This window comes from Micromonospora sp. NPDC000207 (assembly GCF_040300925.1).
Lineage (GTDB): Bacteria > Actinomycetota > Actinomycetes > Mycobacteriales > Micromonosporaceae > Micromonospora.
Genome location: NZ_JBEPEQ010000114.1, coordinates 1 through 17,599 on the forward strand (window position 1 = coordinate 1; position 17,599 = coordinate 17,599).

19 protein-coding genes, 1 tRNA gene and 1 pseudogene are annotated in these 17,599 nt (G+C 72.1%); 9 read left to right on the top strand and 12 right to left on the bottom strand.

The window, feature by feature from the left end; translation table 11 throughout:
• From ABT336_RS22815 to ABT336_RS22825, 3 genes and pseudogenes are all read right to left on the bottom strand, one after another.
• A pseudogene (locus ABT336_RS22815) lies at window positions 1-737 on the bottom strand (hypothetical protein); the annotation flags it as partial.
• Window positions 727-1,944, bottom strand: a complete 1,218-nt coding sequence (locus tag ABT336_RS22820) for a sensor histidine kinase (protein WP_350898864.1) — start codon at window positions 1,942-1,944, stop codon at window positions 727-729. The pseudogene ABT336_RS22815 and the gene ABT336_RS22820, both read right to left, overlap by 11 nt.
• Window positions 1,945-2,108: 164 nt before the next feature.
• Window positions 2,109-3,002, bottom strand: coding sequence for a septum formation family protein (locus ABT336_RS22825; protein WP_350898866.1), 894 nt, complete (start codon window positions 3,000-3,002; stop codon window positions 2,109-2,111).
• Window positions 3,003-3,134: 132 nt separating this feature from the next.
• On the opposite strand from ABT336_RS22825, the gene ABT336_RS22830 reads away from it, so the two are divergent.
• A complete protein-coding gene (locus ABT336_RS22830; RefSeq protein ID WP_350898868.1) occupies window positions 3,135-3,674 on the top strand; it encodes a hypothetical protein in 540 nt (179 codons plus the stop codon).
• Here the strand turns inward: ABT336_RS22830 and ABT336_RS22835 are convergent.
• The 3 genes from ABT336_RS22835 to ABT336_RS22845 all read right to left on the bottom strand — a co-directional run bounded on the left by ABT336_RS22835 (window position 3,667) and on the right by ABT336_RS22845 (window position 7,376).
• The gene (locus ABT336_RS22835; protein WP_350898870.1) at window positions 3,667-4,542 is read right to left on the bottom strand and encodes a hypothetical protein; all 876 of its coding nucleotides are present in this window, start codon (window positions 4,540-4,542) and stop codon (window positions 3,667-3,669) included. The genes ABT336_RS22830 and ABT336_RS22835 overlap by 8 nt on opposite strands.
• Window positions 4,539-5,783 (bottom strand): WxL protein peptidoglycan domain-containing protein, encoded by a 1,245-nt coding sequence (locus tag ABT336_RS22840; RefSeq protein WP_350898872.1) that lies wholly within the window; start codon window positions 5,781-5,783, stop codon window positions 4,539-4,541. Before ABT336_RS22840 ends, ABT336_RS22835 begins: the two co-directional genes overlap by 4 nt.
• A gap of 90 nt (window positions 5,784-5,873) precedes the next feature.
• Window positions 5,874-7,376 carry an HtaA domain-containing protein gene (locus ABT336_RS22845; RefSeq protein WP_350898874.1) on the bottom strand — a complete coding sequence of 501 codons (1,503 nt, stop codon included), beginning with the start codon at window positions 7,374-7,376 and terminating at the stop codon, window positions 5,874-5,876.
• A 234-nt stretch (window positions 7,377-7,610) separates the two neighbouring features.
• Here ABT336_RS22845 and ABT336_RS22850 point away from each other — a divergent pair, with 234 nt between their 5' ends.
• From ABT336_RS22850 to ABT336_RS22885, 8 genes are all read left to right on the top strand, one after another.
• Window positions 7,611-8,480, top strand: a complete 870-nt coding sequence (locus ABT336_RS22850) for a neocarzinostatin apoprotein domain-containing protein (RefSeq protein WP_350898876.1) — start codon at window positions 7,611-7,613, stop codon at window positions 8,478-8,480.
• Window positions 8,477-9,505, top strand: coding sequence for a heme/hemin ABC transporter substrate-binding protein (locus tag ABT336_RS22855; protein WP_350898878.1), 1,029 nt, complete (start codon window positions 8,477-8,479; stop codon window positions 9,503-9,505). The genes ABT336_RS22850 and ABT336_RS22855 overlap by 4 nt, the downstream gene beginning before the upstream one ends.
• Window positions 9,502-10,602, top strand: coding sequence for a FecCD family ABC transporter permease (locus tag ABT336_RS22860; RefSeq protein ID WP_350898879.1), 1,101 nt, complete (start codon window positions 9,502-9,504; stop codon window positions 10,600-10,602). The genes ABT336_RS22855 and ABT336_RS22860 overlap by 4 nt, the downstream gene beginning before the upstream one ends.
• Complete coding sequence (locus ABT336_RS22865; RefSeq protein ID WP_350898881.1) at window positions 10,599-11,495, top strand: heme ABC transporter ATP-binding protein; 897 nt, start codon at window positions 10,599-10,601, stop codon at window positions 11,493-11,495. Before ABT336_RS22860 ends, ABT336_RS22865 begins: the two co-directional genes overlap by 4 nt.
• Complete coding sequence (locus ABT336_RS22870) at window positions 11,492-12,175, top strand: biliverdin-producing heme oxygenase (protein ID WP_350898883.1); 684 nt, start codon at window positions 11,492-11,494, stop codon at window positions 12,173-12,175. The genes ABT336_RS22865 and ABT336_RS22870 overlap by 4 nt, the downstream gene beginning before the upstream one ends.
• The gene (locus ABT336_RS22875; protein WP_350898885.1) at window positions 12,172-12,480 is read left to right on the top strand and encodes a DUF2470 domain-containing protein; all 309 of its coding nucleotides are present in this window, start codon (window positions 12,172-12,174) and stop codon (window positions 12,478-12,480) included. Before ABT336_RS22870 ends, ABT336_RS22875 begins: the two co-directional genes overlap by 4 nt.
• A 193-nt stretch (window positions 12,481-12,673) precedes the next feature.
• On the top strand, window positions 12,674-13,198 hold the full coding sequence (locus ABT336_RS22880) for a DinB family protein (RefSeq protein ID WP_350898887.1): 525 nt from the start codon (window positions 12,674-12,676) through the stop codon (window positions 13,196-13,198).
• A gap of 56 nt (window positions 13,199-13,254) precedes the next feature.
• The gene (locus tag ABT336_RS22885; protein WP_350898889.1) at window positions 13,255-13,887 is read left to right on the top strand and encodes a hypothetical protein; all 633 of its coding nucleotides are present in this window, start codon (window positions 13,255-13,257) and stop codon (window positions 13,885-13,887) included.
• Between the two features lie 46 nt (window positions 13,888-13,933).
• Here ABT336_RS22885 and ABT336_RS22890 read toward each other — a convergent pair whose 3' ends face one another.
• The 6 genes from ABT336_RS22890 to ABT336_RS22915 all read right to left on the bottom strand — a co-directional run bounded on the left by ABT336_RS22890 (window position 13,934) and on the right by ABT336_RS22915 (window position 17,319).
• On the bottom strand, window positions 13,934-14,413 hold the full coding sequence (locus ABT336_RS22890; RefSeq protein WP_350898891.1) for a hypothetical protein: 480 nt from the start codon (window positions 14,411-14,413) through the stop codon (window positions 13,934-13,936).
• A 2-nt stretch (window positions 14,414-14,415) separates the two neighbouring features.
• Entirely contained in the window at window positions 14,416-14,853 is a 438-nt protein-coding gene (locus tag ABT336_RS22895) for a helix-turn-helix domain-containing protein (protein WP_350898893.1), read from the bottom strand.
• Window positions 14,850-15,197 (bottom strand): type II toxin-antitoxin system RelE/ParE family toxin, encoded by a 348-nt coding sequence (locus ABT336_RS22900; protein ID WP_350898895.1) that lies wholly within the window; start codon window positions 15,195-15,197, stop codon window positions 14,850-14,852. Before ABT336_RS22900 ends, ABT336_RS22895 begins: the two co-directional genes overlap by 4 nt.
• A 358-nt stretch (window positions 15,198-15,555) precedes the next feature.
• Window positions 15,556-15,628: transfer RNA gene (locus tag ABT336_RS22905), tRNA-Arg, on the bottom strand.
• 105 nt (window positions 15,629-15,733) lie between these two features.
• Complete coding sequence (locus tag ABT336_RS22910; protein ID WP_350898897.1) at window positions 15,734-16,774, bottom strand: alpha/beta hydrolase; 1,041 nt, start codon at window positions 16,772-16,774, stop codon at window positions 15,734-15,736.
• Window positions 16,775-16,899: 125 nt separating this feature from the next.
• Entirely contained in the window at window positions 16,900-17,319 is a 420-nt protein-coding gene (locus tag ABT336_RS22915) for an HPF/RaiA family ribosome-associated protein (RefSeq protein ID WP_350898899.1), read from the bottom strand.
• Window positions 17,320-17,599: the final 280 nt, after the last annotated feature.

The window sequence follows — 17,599 nt, forward strand, 5'->3', positions numbered from 1 at the left end:
CGCTCGGCGGTGGCGGCGAGCGCGGCGGCGGCGGCCTCGGCCCGTTCCCGGGCCAGCGAGGTGATCGTCGCACTACCGAAGGAGATCGCCAGCGGCAGCGACGCCGTGCCGTAGGCGTACATCGCGTACCGGGCGAGGTCGGCCGGTTCGGTGGCACCGTAGGCGAGCAGCGCGCCGAGGGCCACCGCCGAGTGGGCGCCGAGCAGGACGGCCAGCCCGGTCACCGGACGCCCCCAGCAGACCAGCACGAAGAACCAGCCGAGGGTGCTCCACACCCAGTTCGCCGTGGTGAACAGGTGCGTCGACCCGGAGGCGGCGAAGACCGCCACGTCGAGGGCGAGCAGCAGGACCGCCAACCGGCGTACCGGCAGGGTCCCCCCGGTCAGCAGTCGACCGGCGGCGAAGGCTCCCGCCCCGGCAGCGACCAGCCAGCCCCCGCCGACCACCAGCGGTGCTGTCAACGTGGACCAACCGGACAGGACGGCCGGGAGTCCGATCGCCACGTGCCACGCCGCCGCGATGGCGACTGCCACCAACCGTCCACCCCGCTCCGAGGCCCGTCCGATCCCGGCACCGGCCCGGCCCGGTCCCGCCGGATCCGACCGGTGGGGGTGGCCCGGCCCGGGCACCGGAAGGTCGGTTCGGGGCTCCCCGGGGCGGCCCATCGGGGGGCGGGGCGGGCGGCGACGGTCCCCGGCGTCGGTCGGTGCCGCGATCGCGTACGGGTCAGCCGACATCCGGCCACTCCAGGCGGATCCGGGTGCCCGATCCGGGGCGGCTGTGCACCTCGACCCGGCCGCCGACCGACTCGGTGCGTCCGCGTACCGACTCGCGCAGCCCGTACCTGTGGACCGGGACCTCGGCCGGGTCGAATCCGGGGCCGTCGTCGGCGACCTCGACCACGGCTCCCTCGGTGGTGGGGGTCAGCGACAGGGTGGTCCGGGCGGCCGGTGCGTGCCGGGCCACGTTCGACAGCGCCGCCCAGGTGCTCGCGGTGAGCGCCTCGGCGACCTCCGGCGGCACCCGGCAGGGCGAGAGCCGGGCGGTCACCGACAGTTCGGGCAGTCGGCCGAGCAGGCCCCGCAACCGGTCGTCCAGGCCGGATGCCCTGTCGTCCCGGCCGCGTGGCGGGTCGTCCCGGTCGGCCCCCGCGCCGCCCGTCGGTTCCACCGCCCCGGAGAGGGTACGCAGGTCGTCCGCGCACCGCTCGCGCAACGCCGGTGACCCCTTCGGGACCGCCCCGAGACCGACAATGGTGAGAGTGGCGAGGACCGTGTCGTGCAGGTCCCGGTTGTGGCGACGCTCCACCTCCCGGGCGGTCCTGGCCACCACCGCCTCCCGGCGGACCCGCTGGTAGTCGCCGAAGGTCCGGTCGGCCCGGCCGATCCGTCGTCGCATCAGGGTGGCCATCATCGCCGTGCAGGTGATCTGGACCAGCAGGGTCGCCACGTGTGCCCGGGCCTCCCCGGGCTGCCCGGCCCAGGTGGCCCCGGTGGCGTACCCGGCGGTGACCAGCAGCCCGGCCGGGATCGACAGGCGGGCCGCCGTGCTGGCCTGGGCGTTGATGACCGTGGTGCTGGCCAGGACCGCCACCCAGCTGCCCTCACCGGGCAGCACCTCCGGCGCCACCAGCCAGGGGATCAGCAGGCAGGTCGCAGTGGTCAAGGTGACGTCACCGAGCACCAGCGGGCCGTCGATGCCCCGGCGGAGGGCGCGTACGGCGTACCAGACCGACCACGCGGTCAGGACCACGACGACGACAAGGAGCAGCGGCACCCGCACCGGCGGGGTACGCACCGACAGGGCCACCGCCGCACCCGCCAGCCCGCAGGTCAGCCGGAGCAGGGCCGGGAGGGTGGTGAAGATCAGGTTCAGTGCGCTCCCGGCCGGAGTGTCGAGTGCCGGTGACGGGGCGGGTGCGGGTGGCACGGATGCGGCCGACATCGGGGCGTCCTTCTGTGGCAAACGACCCGATCCGGGTACGTAGGTGCAGATCGACGTCGGAGAATAGCACGGGGGGTTACTCCTGATTACCCACCGTACGTGGCTGTTTGGCCCTCGGAAACACCGACACCGACACCTGGGTTTCGCTTCCGGTCGACGTCTGCTCAGTTGACCGGGAGCACCGCCGTGCCACCCGCCCGGATCGAGTCGCTCAACGGGCGACCCCCGGACCAGTAGAAGCAACGCACCCCCCGGTCCCCCCGCGACCAGGCCTCCCGCGACGGTAACCGGAACGCCGACCCCGTGCGGTACCGCAGTCGCTCGTCCACCGGCACCCCGGCGTACTCGGCGATCATCTCCCGGCATCGGGCGTGCAGGGCCTCCTCGTCGTGGGCCGCCCTGGTCCACTGTCGCTCCGAGGTGGTCCAGGTGCCCACGTACTCGAATCGGTGTGGCCCGGCGCAGGGCTCGGGACGCAGCCGGGAACCCTCGTCCTCGTCGAAACAGGTGAGCCGCAGCGGGGAGTCGCGCGACAGCACCGACCGGAGGGTGCCGAAGTGCTGGACCGCCCGGTCGCTGGCCCCGTTCAGCCCTCCGACCTCGTCGAGGACGAACAGGTCGCAGCGGAACCAGCGGCTGCCACCCGCCCACCCCCGGGGCGACGGCGCAGTGACCTGAACCGACAACCGGCTGTCCCGCCAGTCGCCGCCGACGAACTCCCCGGCCCTGCGGTCACACTCGGTGAAGGCGGGCCGCATCGCCGCCGATCCGACCCGGGGCGGGACCGCCCGACCCGCCGGTTCCCCGGTGAAGGTGCCGACGTGGAAGGTCTCCACCAGATGCGCCAGGGCGCAGTCGACCGGTCGGTAGGTGCTCAGGTGTCCGAGCGGTTCGGCGTCGGGATGGCACTCCCCGGCCCGGGGGGTGAACGGCTGCGCCGTGCCGAGCGAACCCCAGCCGTCGGTCAGGTCCCGGTCCAGGTCACCGGCGACGCCACAACCCGCGAGAAGCACCGTCACCAGCACCACCGACGCGACGGAGGCGAGCAGTCGTCGCATGTGGACCCCCGAAATCACCCGCGAAGAAGCCGGCGCAGCATACGACACCGGACCGGTGTCGTCGTACGGGTGGCCGAACGGCCCACCCGGCCCGACGGTTTGCCGGACGGGTGGGTCGGGCATTGGTCCACGATGGACTCCCTGGGTGCGCCGACCGAGGTCCGTTTCCGTCGATCACGCCGACGGGTCGTCGCCAGCATCCTGCTGTTCCTCCTGGGCGCCTGGGGCCTGACCGTCCTGCTCCTGACTCTGGTGTTCGGTGCCGACTGGACGGGTTCGCTGTTCTACCTGTCCACACTGCTGGGGATCACCGTCGCCGGTCGGCGACGACTGCGCGGGGCCGCTGGGTTGCCCCTGGTGCTCGACGGCAGGGGCCTCCGGTTGATCGGGCCCGGCGGTGAGCCGGTGGCCGTCGACTGGACAGATCTGGCCGAGGTGCGGGTGCGGGGACGGCTGGACAGGAAGCTTGTCGTCGAACTCACCGAGAACGGCAACACCCGGCCGGAGAGCAGCAGGTGGCAGTGGCCCCGGGTGAGCCGGGGCAGCTCCACCCGGGTCCAGCTGACGGTGCCGTTGCTGGGGGTCAGCCCCGGCGTCGGCCGGCTGCGTCGGGAGTTGGCGGCTCGACACGGGGCCGCCCGTCAGGTGGCCGTCGACGGGCAGGTCAGCTGATCCGCGAGGGTCGGGCGGGCTCGGCGGGGGCGGACCCGGGCGCGGGTCGGCGGCGGAGTCGGGCGACCAGCGGGAGCAGCAGGAGCCCGACGACAGCGAGCAGACCCCACGGGTGTCGGGTGTCCTCCACGGCGAAGACCACTGGTGGACCGGGTGGCTCGATCCGGCCGTGTACCTCGTACCGCCCGAGGGTGGCGACGTCGACCGGCACCGTGAACGAGTAGTCGCGGGTCTGCCCCGCCGCGACCGTGCCGAGCGCCGGGGCCGCGACGATCGTACGGACCCGGTCGGGGGGACCGACGAGCAGCGAGAACGGGGGGTCGACGACGTCGACCGAGCCCGGATTGTGCAGGCGCAGTTGCACAGTCAGTTCCCCGGGCAGGCCGAACCAGCCACCCGGACCCGACCGGTCGGCGGCGTCCAGGGCGACCAGGTTCAGCCCCTCGGGGCGGGTCTCGGCCGTGACGGCGGGCGCGGTGACCCCGGTCAGCGGCAGGTCCAGGGTGGCGGCGGCGGTGCCGGTCGGGGTACGGGCCCGCAGCAGGCAGGGGCAGGCCACCGGTGGGGCGGTCAGCACCATGGGCAGGGTGGCGGCGCCCGACACGGGTACCTGCCCGGGGGTGGCTCCGTCGGCGGCGCAGTCGAGGGCACCCCGACGGCCGGCGTTGCCGCAGACCTCCACCTGAACCGTGCCGGCGGGCCAGCCGCTCAGTGTGACCAGTACCTGGTCTCCGACCCGGAGGGTGCCCTCGGGCAGCTGGATGCGGGGCTCGGTGGCCGTCCCCGGGGAGGGGTCGGCGGAGGGTGCGGGGGCGGGTGCCGGCGCGGCAAGGAGCAGTGCGGCCAGCAGGGCGGCGGTCCGGCTCACGCGCCGCCGCCTCCCGACGCTCGGTCACCCGAGAAGGCCGGTCCGGAGCCGGCGGTGGAGCTTGAGCCGGCGGCTGGTCCTGAGTCGGCAACCGGGCCTGAGCCGGCGGTGGGGCTTGAGTCGGCGGCGGGGCCTGAGCCGGTGGTGGGGGTGGTGGTCGGACCCGGGGTGGCCTTCGCGCGACGGCGGCGCCACCACCGCACCCCGAACCAACCCAGCAGGGCGGTGAGCAGGGCCAGCAGCAGCCACGGGGGTGCCCAGACGGCCGCCGCCCGTAGGACCGGGGGCAGGGGAGCATCTACTGTGGCCGCCCTGACGTCCACCTCGGCGGTGAGCCGCAGGGCCGGGGGGACCCCGGTGATCCGTTCGGTCACCGTGAAGGTGGCCCCGGGGAGCAGCTCCGGCAGCTCGACGGGTTCGGTGCGGGCCAGCTCCCAACCGAAGGGCCCGGCCAGGGTGACGGCGCCGGTCCCGGTGACCCGGATGTTGCCGCTGTTACGCAGCGTGTACGTGACCTCGGCGTCGCCCCCACCGAGGGGGTTGATCGGGTTGTCGTAGGCGACGGTGACCGACTCGACTGTCACGGCCGGCTGCACCTCCCCGGCCACCCGCAGGTAGATCCGGGCGGCGAGGCGCTGGTCGACGAGGACCCGCTGCCCGTCCTGTGTGGTGCGGGCCTGGGCGATGGACCCGATCACCCCGCCGGCGTGGTCACCGGGGGTGGCGTTGGCGGGCACCGTCAGCCGGAAGGGGATGTCGGCCCGCCTGCCCGGCTCCACGGTCCACCGCCGCTGCTCGAACTGCACCCAGGAGCCCACGTCGGTGGCGGTCTGGGCGGCGGGGAGCAGGGCGAATGCGCCGTCGGCGGTGGTGTAGGCGTCGGTGCCGTACACCTCGAAGGTGAGCGGCCGGTCGCTGAGGTTGCTGACCCCGACGTGGTCGGTGAGGGCGTCGCCGGGGGCGAGGTCGTAGATGAAGTAGTTCCGCCCGGTGGGCCCCTTGGCGCTGGAGGGCTGCACCGCCCAGCGGGCACCGGCCGAGGCGTCGGGGGCCGCAGCCGGGATGCTTCCGGAGGGGCTCGGGGTGGGGGCGGCGAGGGCCGCGCCCGGCCCGGCCAGGGGTGCCAGGAGCAGGAGCCCGAGCAGGGCGACCGCGGTACGGGACCGGGCGGCCCGGGGCGCGGCGACCCGCTGCACCGGCGGTGCGGCGAGAGTCCGGGACAGGGCGGTACGCAGGGACATGGCCGGGCTCCGGGAGAAAGGGTGGCAGGAGGGGAGGTACGGGCCGGTGGGGCGGGGGAGGACCCCCGCCCCACCGGTGACCCGCCTGACTCAGGAGAGGGTCAGGGTGAGGGTCGCGCTGTAGTCACCGGCCGCAGCGGAGGCCGGGACCCCGAGGTTGAGCTGGGCACCACAGGTGAAGGTGCCGTTGCTCGCCCCGGTGGCGGAGGTGCACAGGGCCCGGGCCCCGCCGAGGCCCGCACCGGGGTTGGCGGGGGCACCGGGGGTGACCACACCGGAGGTACCGGCGAGGGGGTCCTGCACGGCAGCCGCACTCGGCACCCAGCCGAGGTTGTCCGCCGCGATGGTCCCGCCGCCGGTGGAGGAGAAGTCGGAGACCTGACCCACCAGGCTCCAACCGGCGTTGGTGCCCCGCAGGTCCGAGACGGTCGCCTCGTTCAGGGCGCCGCTGGCCACCTCACCGTTGCTGACCGCCGGCAGGGCCACTGTCGAACCGGCTACCCCGAGGGTCAGCGGTCCGCCCTTGACGGTGGCGGTGATCTGCTGGTCGGTGTCGCCGCCACCCGGGTTACCGGTGCCCGGGTCGCCGCCGCCGGGGGTGGCGAAGGTGACCGGGGTGAAGGTGTCCTGGCTCCGGTCGGGCGAGCCGTGCGCGGCGAAGGTGACGACGTAGCACTGGACCCTGGTGCAGTCCACGGTGTCGCCGTTGCCGTCGGTGTAGACGGCGGCGATCGGCAGTGTGGTCCGGAAGGTGCCGTCGGCGTTGAGCCGGTCGCGGGCCTCGGTGGGCTGGTTGGTCCGGCTGACCCACTTGACCGGCTTGAGGACGGCCGAGTTCAGCCAGTGGTCGTCGACCTTCGGGCCGAAGGCGGCGTAGACCCCGAAGCCGTTGTTGCCGTTGGCGTCGAAGCCGCTGCCCTCGACGGTGATGGTCGCCCCGGCCGGGTCCAGCCCGGTGGCCGGGGAGACGCTGACCGCCGGACCGGCCGGCTCCTCGCCGCCGCCGTCGTTTCCGCCGTCACCGGAGGTGCTGAAGGTGAAGGAGACGGGGTCCAGCGAGTCACCGGCGGCGTAGAACCCGTTGAAGGCCGAGGCCCCCTCGGTGGTCAGGACCGCCGCGAGGTTGCTGCCGGTCACCGTTCCCGAGCCACCGGGGGTGCCCGTGAGGGTGGCCACTGTGGCCTGGGTCACCGACACCGGCTCGGCGGCCGTCGTGGTGAGGTCCACATCGGCCTTCAGCGAGGTGGCTCCACCGCTGACGACCACCGTCGGGTTGGCCAGCTTGATGGTGAAGAAGTGCCCCGGGTACGAGAAGGTGACGGCCCCGCCGTACTGGGCGCTGGCCGCCCCGGTGGCGGGGTCGTGGGTGCCGCCCTTCGACGGGAAGGTGAACGTCCCGTTGGAGTTGATGGTGGCACCGTTGCTGGCCGCGATCGGCGGATTCCCGTTGCCGGTGTTGACGTACGCGCGGAACGACGCCTTGAAACCCCAGGTCAGGCTGCCTGCGGTGATGTCGGCGGGAGCTGCCGAGGCGGGGCTGGCGGCCACGAGTGCGGCAGATGCGCCGAGTGCGGCGACGGCCGCGAAGCGCATCGACCGGCGCCAAGCGCTACCGGCTCTGGATCGGACCATGCTCAATCCCTTCGTGGAACCTACTACGGACAGTGCATGAGGTTAGGCAAACCTAACCATCTCCGCATCCGTCCGGCGGGTTGAAGATCTTGGTCCGAAGAACCCCTTGTGAACAGCGAATCTGTCATTTAGGTTAGGCAAACCTTAGCTACGGTCGGTGGAGCAGCCGGCCGATATCGTCACGTGGGGAGCCTGATGCGAGCAGTGCGTCGCGCCATCCTGACCGCAGCCTTGGTTACTCTGAGTGTTCTTGTTGCCGGGCAACCCGCACACGCCGGCACCGCGCGCGGTCCCGAAGGGCAGACCCTCACCGCGACGCCGAGCACCGGCGTCGCCCGGACCGGGGCCACGGTCACCGTCACCGGCAGCGGGTACGACACCACCAAGGGCGTCTACGTCGCGTTCTGTGTGGACAACGGGGCCGGGAAGACCCCCTCACCCTGTGGGGGAGGGGCCGACACCAGCGGCAGCCTCGGCGCCTCACACTGGATCTCGTCGAACCCGCCCAGCTACGCCGAAGGGCTGGCCAAGCCGTACGGCTCCGGCGGCTCCTTCAGGCTGACCCTGAACGTCACCCCCACCATCGGTGACGTCGACTGCACCACCCGCCGGTGCGTGGTGGCCACCAGGGCGGACCACACCCGCCCCGCCGACCGTACCCAGGACGTCCGGGTGCCGGTGACCTTCGCCGCCGCTCCCGCTCCCAGCCGTAGCACCGCCCCGGCGAACCCGGCCCCCGCGAACACCGCCCCGGCCGGCGGCCCCGGCGGCGCGGGTGTCACCGCCGGGGGTTCCGGCACCACCGGCGGCGGCGACCCGGGCGCCGCCCCCGCCCCCACCCCCACCGCTGCTGCTGAGACGGACCCGACAGGCCCCGCCGGTACGCCGGCCGCCGAGGCGGCACCGGGTGACCCCGTCGCCCCCGACGCCACCCAGCCGCAGGTCACCCGGGTCAGCGCCGCCACCGAGATCAACCGCTGGTGGCTTGTTGCTCCGGTGGTGCCGATCCTGCTGATCACCGCCCTGGCCGGGGCGCGTCGACGCCGACGGCGGGTGACCCGGTGACCCGACGTGCCCTCGGGCCGGTCGTCCTGCTGCTGACCGGCCTGCTCGTCGGCTGCTCCGCGCCCGCCGGGGGGACCGCCTCCGGCACGGCACCGGCAGCCGACTGTGGTCCGGTCACCGCCGCCCTGACCGACACCGACGTCACAGCCCTCGACCCGCCGCCCACCCCGACCCTGCCGGCCACCGTCACCTCCGCCGACGGGCGCACCGTCACGGTCACCGACACCAGCCGGATCCTGCCCGTCAACATGTACGGGTCGATCGCCGAGATCGTGTTCAGCCTCGGCCTCGGCGGAAACGTCGTCGGGCGGGACACCTCCACCACCTTCCCGGCCGCAGCCGGCCTGCCGGTGGTCACCCCGGCCGGGCACGACCTCGCCGCCGAGGCGGTCCTCGCCCTCGACCCGACGGTGGTCCTCGCCGACGACAGCATCGGGCCACCCGAGGTGCTCAACCAGCTGCGTACCGCCGGCATCCCGGTCGTCCTGATCGAGTCCGAGCAGACCCTGGCGGCCGTACCCGCGCACGTGCGCGCCGTCGCGGCGGCGCTCGGAGTGGCCCCGGCCGGGGAGGAACTGGTCGCCCGGGTCGAGGCGGACCTCGCCGAGGCCAGACGCGGCGTCCCGCAGGGCGCGGCGGCCCCCCGGATCGCCTTCCTCTACCTGCGCGGCACCGCCGGCGTCTACCTGATCGGCGGTAAGGGCGCCGGCTCCGACGCGATGATCGAGGCCGCCGGTGGCGTGGACGCGGGCACCGCCATCGGGCTGGCCAAGTTCCGACCCCTCACCAGTGAAGGTCTGATCAACGCGGCACCCGACGTGCTGTTGGTGATGAGTAGCGGACTGGCCTCCGTCGGCGGGGTCGACGGCCTGCTGAAGCTCCCCGGTGTCGGCCAGACCCCCGCCGGGGAGAACCGCCGGATCGTCGACATGGACGACGGGGTCCTGCTCACCTTCGGCACCCGCTCCGGCAAGGTCGTCCAGGCCCTCTCCGACGCCGTGCACTCCTGCGGGGCGGCGTCGTGACCGGTGTGGACACCCGTCCCGGCGCGACGACACCGGTGACCGCCGCCCCGAGCGGCGGTCACCGGGCCGCGACAGGTCGGCTGTTGCTCGTCGGGCTCGGCATCGCCCTGGTGCTCGTCGCCCTGGTGGCCGCCGGACGGGGACAGGTGCAGACCTCCCCGGCCGAGGTGCTCGGCTCGATCCTGCACCGACTCGGGCTGGAGTGGGGCGCGTTGCCCGCCGCCCCGCAGGGGGAGAACGCCCTCTGGGTCGTCCGGTTCCCCCGGGTCGTCCTCGCCGCCGTGGTCGGTGCCGCGCTCGGCTGCGCCGGGGCCGTCATGCAGGGCGTGTTCGGCAACCCGCTGGCCGAACCCGGGGTGATCGGAGTCTCCGCCGGGGCCGCCGTCGGCGCGGCCACGGCCATCGTCACCGGCGTCACCGTCCTCGGCGGATGGACCGTCCCGGCCGCCGCCTTCGCCGGTGGACTCGTCACCACCTACCTGGTCTACCTGCTGGCCCGCTCGAACGGCCGGACCGAGGTGGTGACCCTGGTCCTGACCGGCGTGGCGGTCAACGCCGTCGCCGGGGCGGTGATCGGGCTGCTCATGTTCGTCGCCGACGAGTCCGGGGTGCAGGCCATCGCCTTCTGGAACCTGGGCAGCCTCGCCCAGGCCAACTGGTCGGCGGTCACCCTGGCCACCCCCTGCCTGCTGGTCGGCCTCGCCGCCGCCCTCGTCGACGCCCGGCGGCTCGACCTGCTCGCCCTCGGCGAACGCTCCGCCCGCCACCTCGGGGTGGACGTGGAACGGCTCCGGATCCGCATGATCGTGGTGACAGCGCTGCTCGGCGCCGCCGCCGTCGCCTTCACCGGCATCATCAGCTTCATCGGCCTGGTGGTGCCACACCTGGTACGCATGGTCGCCGGTCCCGGCCACCGGGTGCTCCTGCCGGCCAGCGCCCTCGGCGGAGCGATAGTGGTGATCGTCGCCGACCTGGCCGCCCGTACCCTCGTCGAACACCAGGAACTCCCGCTCGGGGTGCTCACCGCGGTCGTCGGCGGGCCGGCCTTCTTCTGGCTGCTGCGTCGCACCCGCGACCGGGCTGGTGGTTGGCGATGACCAACCGACAACCGACCGCACCCACCCGCAACCGCCGCAGGCGACTCCGTGCGCTGGGCCGCCGACAGGCGCTGCGGGTACCCGGACCGGTGCCCCCCGGCACCACCCGGATCGAGGCCGTCGGGCTGCGTGTGGAACGCGCCGGCCGACCGGTCCTGGACCAGGTCGACCTACGGGTCCGCGCCGGTGAACTACACGCCCTGGTCGGCCCCAACGGCGCCGGGAAATCCACTCTGCTCGCCGCGATCAGTGGTGACCTGCCCGTCGCGGGCGGCACCATCGAGGTGGACGGTCGAGCCCAGGCCGACTGGTCGCCGGTGGAGTTGGCGATGCGCCGGGCGGTCTTGACCCAGAGCAGCACCCTGAGCTTCCCCTTCGTCGTCGAGGAGGTGGTACGGATGGGACGCGCCCCCTGGACCGGGCGTCCCGAGGAGGAGCACGACGACGTCGTGGTGGCCGAGACGATGGCCCGCTGCGACATCGCCCGGTTCGCCGCCCGGACGTACCCGTCGCTCTCCGGCGGGGAGCAGGCCCGCGCCGCCCTGGCCCGGGTCCTCGCCCAACAGGCGTCGGTGCTCCTGCTCGACGAGCCCACCGCCGCCCTGGACCTGCACCACCAGGAGTTGGTGATGCGGATCGCCCGGGACCGCGCCGACGCCGGGGACGCCGTCGTCGTCGTCCTGCACGACCTGGCCCTGGCCGCCGCGTACGCGGACCTGGTCACCCTGCTCGCCGACGGTCGGATCCGGGCCGCCGGCCCACCCGCCGAGGTGCTCACCGCACCCCTGCTGACCGAGGTGTACCGGCACGACATCGAGGTCGTGCCCCACCCGCGCACCAACCTTCCGCTGGTCGTCCCCCGCCGCCAGCCTCACCCATTGGAGAACCGATGAGTACGACCGACGTTCCGTTCTCGGCCCGGCTGCGCGCCGCCACCCAGGAGGCGCACCAGGACGCCGAGTCCCAGCGGTACGTCTCCGCGCTGGTGTCCGGGGACCTCGAACTGGCGGGCTACACCGCCCTGGTGGTGCAGCACCACACCATCTACGCCGCCCTGGAGTCCGTCGGCGACCAGCTGCGCGACGACCCGCTGGCCGGTCCCTTCGTCGACGAGGCGCTGACCCGGCTGCCCGCACTCGTCGCCGACCTGGAGCACCTCGTCGGTGACGACTGGGCCACCCGGACCACCCCCACCCCGGCGACCGTGGCGTACGCCGACCGGATCCGCGAGGTCTGCGCCGACTCGCCCGAGCGTTTCATCGCCCACCACTACACCCGGTACCTCGGTGACCTCTCCGGCGGCATCCACATCGGACGTTCTGTTGCCCGCGCCTACGGACTGACAGACGATGAGGGGGTAGCGTTCTACCGGTTCGACCGGATCCCCCGCCCGAAGGTGTACAAGGACGCCTACCGGGCCCGGTTGGACGCGCTGCCGCTGAGCGAGCCCGCCGAGGCCGCCCTGCTGGAGGAGGTGCTCGTGGCGTACCGACACAACACGGCGGTCTTCGCCGACCTGGCCCGGCACGTACCCGCCGACCGCGCCGTCGAGGACACGGAGGCGGCGGCGTGACCGGCCAGCCGTTCGGCCCCGAGGTGGTCGCCGCGGTCAGTCGGCACATGAACGACGACCACGCCGAGGACTCGCTGCTGATCGCCCGCACCCTCGGCGGGTGTCCGAACGCGACCCGGGCCCGGGCCACCGGGCTGGACGCCGAGGGGATGGATTTCGCGGTCACCGTCGACGACATCGAGGTCCCGGTCCGGATCCCCTTCGCCCACCGGCTCACCGAACGGGCCGAGATCCGCCACGAGGTCGTCCGGATGTACCGGGAGGCCTGCGCCCAGCTCGGCATCGAACCCCGCGCCGCCGACTGACCCTATGTGTCGCCCCTGACCTGACGTGTCGCGGCTGACCTGATGTGTCGCCGCTGCCGTGACGTGTCGCGGCTGACGGAGATCTTGGAGCTGAGTGGCCCCTCCGGGGGCCACCTGCCTCCGGGGTCCTCGGGGCGGTCGTCGGGTGTCGGGGGACGGTGGGACGGTCGGGGCTTCGCTAGGCTCACCGGACATGGCGAACCCGATCGATCCGGCGGACGTGTTCACGCTGGATCCGCACGTCACCCTGACCGCCGACGAGCGGACCCAGCTGACCGCCTTCCTCGACGCCCACCGTCGGCTGCTCAACCAGTGCCTCGACGGGCTCACCGAGGAGGAGGCCCGCCGACGCCTGGTCCCGTCCCGGACGACCCTGCTCGGGCTGGTCAAACACGTCACGTACGTCGAGCGGGTCTGGTTCGGCGAGGCGGTGACCGGAGTGTCCCGGGTCCGGATGGGGCTTCCCGCGAAGGTCGACGACTCCTACCTGTTCGACGACACCGACACCATCGCGGCGGTCCGGGAGGCACACCGGGCGGCCTGCGCCTCCTCCGTGGCGGCCCTGGCCGACCTGGACCTCGACGCCGTCGTCACCGGGCACCGGCTCGGCCCGATGGCCGTCCGGTGGATCCTGCACCACGTCCTGCGGGAGCTCGCCCACCACTGCGGACACGCCGACATCCTGCGGGAACAGATCATCGCCGCCCGATCGAGCTGACCCGAGACCCTTGGACGAGGGTGCTACGGTGCCGCCGGTACCAGGGAGGAGTCAACGTGCAGAAGAAGCATCTCGGTCTCCTGGCCGCCGTGGTCGCGGTGACCGCCGTCTTCGCCGTCTTCGGGACGGTCGGCGGCGAATACCTGGCAGACCGCCTCGGATCACGCTCCGTCGAGTCCACCGGCGACCCGAGCCTGACCGGCTCGGCAACCCCCGACGCCGACCCTGCCGAGTCGTCGTCCCCCCGCCCGGCTGAGTCCCCGACCCCGGTGTCGCGTACCCCCGAGGCCGACATCCCGCCGGGGGACCTCGCCAACGGGACGTACCGGATCGACCGGGTGATGTACGACCAGTCCGCGCTGACCGTCACCCTGGTCAGCGCGGAGGTCGTCGACGGTCGGCTCCGGCTGAACCTGACCTACCGCAACAACTCGGCGTCGTCCTGGCCGGTGAGCTGCCCGACCGCCGAGATCGACCTGACCTCCTCGGAGGTCACCCTCTCCGACGGGCGGGCCGTGCACCCGATGGACACCTGGTGCATCAAGGAGCGCGCGGGGGAGTTCTTCAGCATCGCGGCGGGCCGGGAGGTGAGCACCTGGGCGATCTACCCGACGGTCCCGGAGCGCACCGAGTCCTTCGACGTCACCTGGTACGACTTTCCCACCCTGAAGGCCGTCCAACTCCGCTGACCGTGCAGTACCTCTGTCAGTGGTCGAGCCTGCGGGGTGTTCGTCCTCATTGAGGCGTACGCCTACCTGAAACGGTTCTCGGCGCCCCTGGCGAGCTGAACATGCCTATCGTCAGAGCCGGAAAGCCGAGGCGTACCACGATCGAGCTTATCGCCTCCCGGATGTACGGGTGAGCGACGTTCAGTGCGACCGAATCACCGAACTCCTCAATCGTCTCCGTGGATGCTGACAGGCCCTTCGCATTAGTGAACTCGCACACCAGTCGGAGTTGGATGCTGCCGTACTCGGGCCGCCCATCGGCGCTGTCCGTAGATCCGCCAAGGAGTTTGCACTCGACGTTGAAACGGTAGAGGAGGTGGTCGTCGACCAGGGCGTGAGAAGTGCCCAGCTCCACAGCGAACTCAGAAAGGTTCCCCAGTTTTTTGGACTCGCCGGAGAAGGACTGGAAGAAGACGTTCCCGAGCTCTAACCGCTCCTTGAGCGCCGAGACGGTGTCATGGTGCCCGGCATCTTCGCCCGCATTCATGTCTATCCCTTGTTTCCTGCCGAGATCAGCACCTTGTGTGCCGGTCCGGTGTGCCAGTCGAGTTGGTCGAAATTGCATGTCGTGGCGGATTGCCGCGCCGGTTCGGGTCGTAAGGTCGCGCGCCGAAGCCTCTGCCTGCTCATCTCTGCCTCCGCCGATGCGCGTTGAGTGCCGAGCGGAAGAGTTTCGATCGAGAGTTCCACACCGAGTTCGTGCAGGTATTCGCCAAGCGTCGAGACGCGAACATTGCCGTCACCGCGCAGTACCTGGTTGACGGCCGACTTCCGCACCCCGAGTCGTGCGGCGAGCTCCGATTGAGTCGATCCGGAGTTCGCAAGTGCGCGATGGAGGGCCTTGAGTACCTGATAGCGAAGTCGAGCAGCCGAAAGTGCGCGGGAACCCTGTCTCGTGGCGGTCAGCCGATCGTAGAGGTAGCTCATTGCTCCAGGTCCGCCTTCCGTACCCACATGGCTCGATATATTTCCTTACGGGGGGTCTTTTCGGTGCCCTTCATGAAACCATGGGTGAGGCGCACCGCCGTACTGTCGAACGGTTTCTGGAGCCAGAAGAACGGCAGACGGACTTTCTGGACCTTTATCTCCCAGAGATCCTCGACCAGCTCGTTCAGTTCTCGGGGGATCTCGAGGTCTCCGGTTCGGGCAAAGTCCTCGAAGCGCATCGCCACATCCGCGAGCCGTGATATGCCCTTGCTGGTCCGCGCCATGTCCATAAGGAATGCGTCGGCCAGGGAGTTGCCGTCCGGTGCCCTCGCTGCCTCGATCATCAATCGCCCTCCTTGGTGGAAGCAGGTGCGTCCACAGTCTTCGCAGGTCGAGCGGTCGAGTACAGACAAGACTGTACCTCCATCGGTCAGGGTAGACCAGACTTGACAGCGCTGAGAGTGATTCGCGACATGCGGAGCGTAAGGCAGGGAGTGAGCATTCGTCACGTTCGGAGCCCGATCGCCGGTTCGGAAGACCCCTTCATCCATTGATCCTGGCCGAACGTCTGAGTGTCTATCGGGGTAGCGATGCGTGATCCACGATGTCGACCAGGGGCTCGTCGAGACGAGATTGGACTCCCATGGCTGTGAGGCGACTTCCGGTCGTGGCGATCGTGACCTCATGACGACGAGTGGAGGGCGCGCCCGGCAGGATTCGAACCTGCGGCCTTGGGATTAGAAGTCCCCTGCTCTATCCGCTGAGCTACGGGCGCCCGCTGTGTGTCGCGCCAAGAGGGTACCGCCGTCCCCCGGACGGTGGGTGGAACGGGGGCGGCCCCGATCGGGACGGCAGGTCGCCGCCGGGGTGGCGGGTCCGTTCAGCAGTCCCGAGCGGTGATCTCGGCGGGGTCGGTGTCCTCCGACGGGGTGCGGGCGGCCGGTACCGCCGGGTTGCCCGTCGTGGTGGTGGGGCCGGTGCCGAGAAACCCCTCGGCCCAGCGTCCGACCTCGGCGAAGACCTGCTCACGGACGGGCGGACCGGAGAGGGTCAGGTCGTGCAGGGCACCGTCGAAGCGGACCACTGTGACGTGTCGGCCGAGGCGGGGGGCCCACCGGACCATGTGCTCGACGTCCAGGACGGTGTCGGCGAGGGCTGCCGTGTCGTTCCAGCGTAGGCCCCGGTAGCTGCGGGTGGAGCAGGCCAGCAGGACGGGCACCGGGATGGCCAGGCCCTTGCGCAGTCGTCGTTGGGCGGTCCGGACGGCGTTCAACCACCCCAGTCTGACCGGGAATCCGCGCAGCGGCTTCCAGGCCAGGTCGTAGCGCCACTCGCCCCGGTGGTCGGCGTGCAGGCTCTCGCCGTACACGGTGCCGAGGGTGAGGGGGAGGACACGGTGCGGCGAGCGCCGGCCCAGGTGGGCGACGGCCGCCGCGAGGGGTCGACGGACCAGCCAGGGGGCGTTGAGGTCGAAGAAGGGGCTGTTCAGGACGAGACCGTCGATCAGGCCCGCGTCACGTCGGGCGTGCGCCCACAGGGAGAGGATCAGCCCGCCGGTGGAGTGGCCCATGGCGAGGATCGTCGAGTGCCCGTCCTCGTCGCGCACGACCTTCGCGGCGGCGTCCAGTTCGGGGAAGTAGTCGGCGAGGTGCCGGCAGAAGTTCGGGGTCTGGTGGGGGAGCAGGCTCCGGCCGTACTTGCGCAGGTCGAGGGCGTAGAAGTCCCAACCCCGGGCGACGAAGAAGTCGGCGACGTGGGTCTGGAAGAAGTAGTCGACGAAGCCGTGCACGTAGAGGACGGCGCGGCTGGTCGGGCGGTCGGCCCGGCGGCGGACCAGGGTGGCGACCACCGGCCCCTCGTCGTCGGTGCCCAGGTCGATCGTGTGCCGCTCGTACGGCGGTCCCAACACGTCCGGTTCCACGACCGTGACGGTACGCCCGTGGTCGTACCCGGCGGTAGCCCTCGTGGCGGTCGCCACCCGCGACGCAGCGCCCCCGGCGACCGGGGGAACCGGTGCCGGGGGCGAGGAACCACAGTTGGTACGCCTCAGACGGTCTCCGCCTGGGCGCGGGGCTGGTCGACCTCGGGCAGGTCGACCGGCTCGGCCACGACCGGAACGTCCCGCAGGTGCTTGTTGTTGCGGGGCTCCTGACGGGTCTTGGAGTCGTTGAGCTTGCGACGCAGGTCGTCGCGGACGTCGTTGAGGGCGGCCCGCAAGTCGATCTCGCTGGAGGTGGTGACGATCTTCTGCCGACCGGCGATCCAGCACTCCAGGGTCACCCGCTGTCCCCGGGCCTCCCGGTCCTTCACCGACACCTCCAGCTCGGTGGCATCGGCGTGGAAGGTGGCCAGGCGCGTGTCGAGGGTGCCGAACTGCTCGGCGATCCACTCCCGGTCACCCTGCGAGAATCCGGCACCGACCCGCAGGCACTCGGCCACGGTCGCCGGGTTCGTCACGGCGCTCATCGGCGCACCCCACCCTCGTTGCGGACGGAGCCGGTCGTACGGGGTCGGCAGAAAGTCATCTTCCGTGGCCCTTCTGATCGGACGGGCCACCCCGGAGGGCGGCGGGCCGTCGTTGGTGCTCGGTTGTCGGATCCAGTACCCAGGGTCGGTCCGTCCGGAAACGTCCACCCGACGCCCGGTCGGGCGAAGCGGCGAATCAGTCGGGCGGGGTGGCTTCGAGCCGGCGGGCGTGGTCCAGGAGCCGCCTGCGGTGTGCCCTGGCCCGGACCAGCGCCACGGC

Coding starts and splice junctions, on each gene's coding strand:
- ABT336_RS22865 (WP_350898881.1), top strand. CDS start 10,599: ATGACCAACCGACAACCGACCGCACCCACCCGCAACCGCCGCAGGCGA.
- ABT336_RS22830 (WP_350898868.1), top strand. CDS start 3,135: ATGGACTCCCTGGGTGCGCCGACCGAGGTCCGTTTCCGTCGATCACGC.
- ABT336_RS22870 (WP_350898883.1), top strand. CDS start 11,492: ATGAGTACGACCGACGTTCCGTTCTCGGCCCGGCTGCGCGCCGCCACC.
- ABT336_RS22900 (WP_350898895.1), bottom strand. CDS start 15,197: ATGATCGAGGCAGCGAGGGCACCGGACGGCAACTCCCTGGCCGACGCA.
- ABT336_RS22845 (WP_350898874.1), bottom strand. CDS start 7,376: ATGCGCTTCGCGGCCGTCGCCGCACTCGGCGCATCTGCCGCACTCGTG.
- ABT336_RS22915 (WP_350898899.1), bottom strand. CDS start 17,319: ATGAGCGCCGTGACGAACCCGGCGACCGTGGCCGAGTGCCTGCGGGTC.
- ABT336_RS22825 (WP_350898866.1), bottom strand. CDS start 3,002: ATGCGACGACTGCTCGCCTCCGTCGCGTCGGTGGTGCTGGTGACGGTG.
- ABT336_RS22890 (WP_350898891.1), bottom strand. CDS start 14,413: ATGAATGCGGGCGAAGATGCCGGGCACCATGACACCGTCTCGGCGCTC.
- ABT336_RS22880 (WP_350898887.1), top strand. CDS start 12,674: ATGGCGAACCCGATCGATCCGGCGGACGTGTTCACGCTGGATCCGCAC.
- ABT336_RS22820 (WP_350898864.1), bottom strand. CDS start 1,944: ATGTCGGCCGCATCCGTGCCACCCGCACCCGCCCCGTCACCGGCACTC.
- ABT336_RS22840 (WP_350898872.1), bottom strand. CDS start 5,783: ATGTCCCTGCGTACCGCCCTGTCCCGGACTCTCGCCGCACCGCCGGTG.
- ABT336_RS22895 (WP_350898893.1), bottom strand. CDS start 14,853: ATGAGCTACCTCTACGATCGGCTGACCGCCACGAGACAGGGTTCCCGC.
- ABT336_RS22850 (WP_350898876.1), top strand. CDS start 7,611: ATGCGAGCAGTGCGTCGCGCCATCCTGACCGCAGCCTTGGTTACTCTG.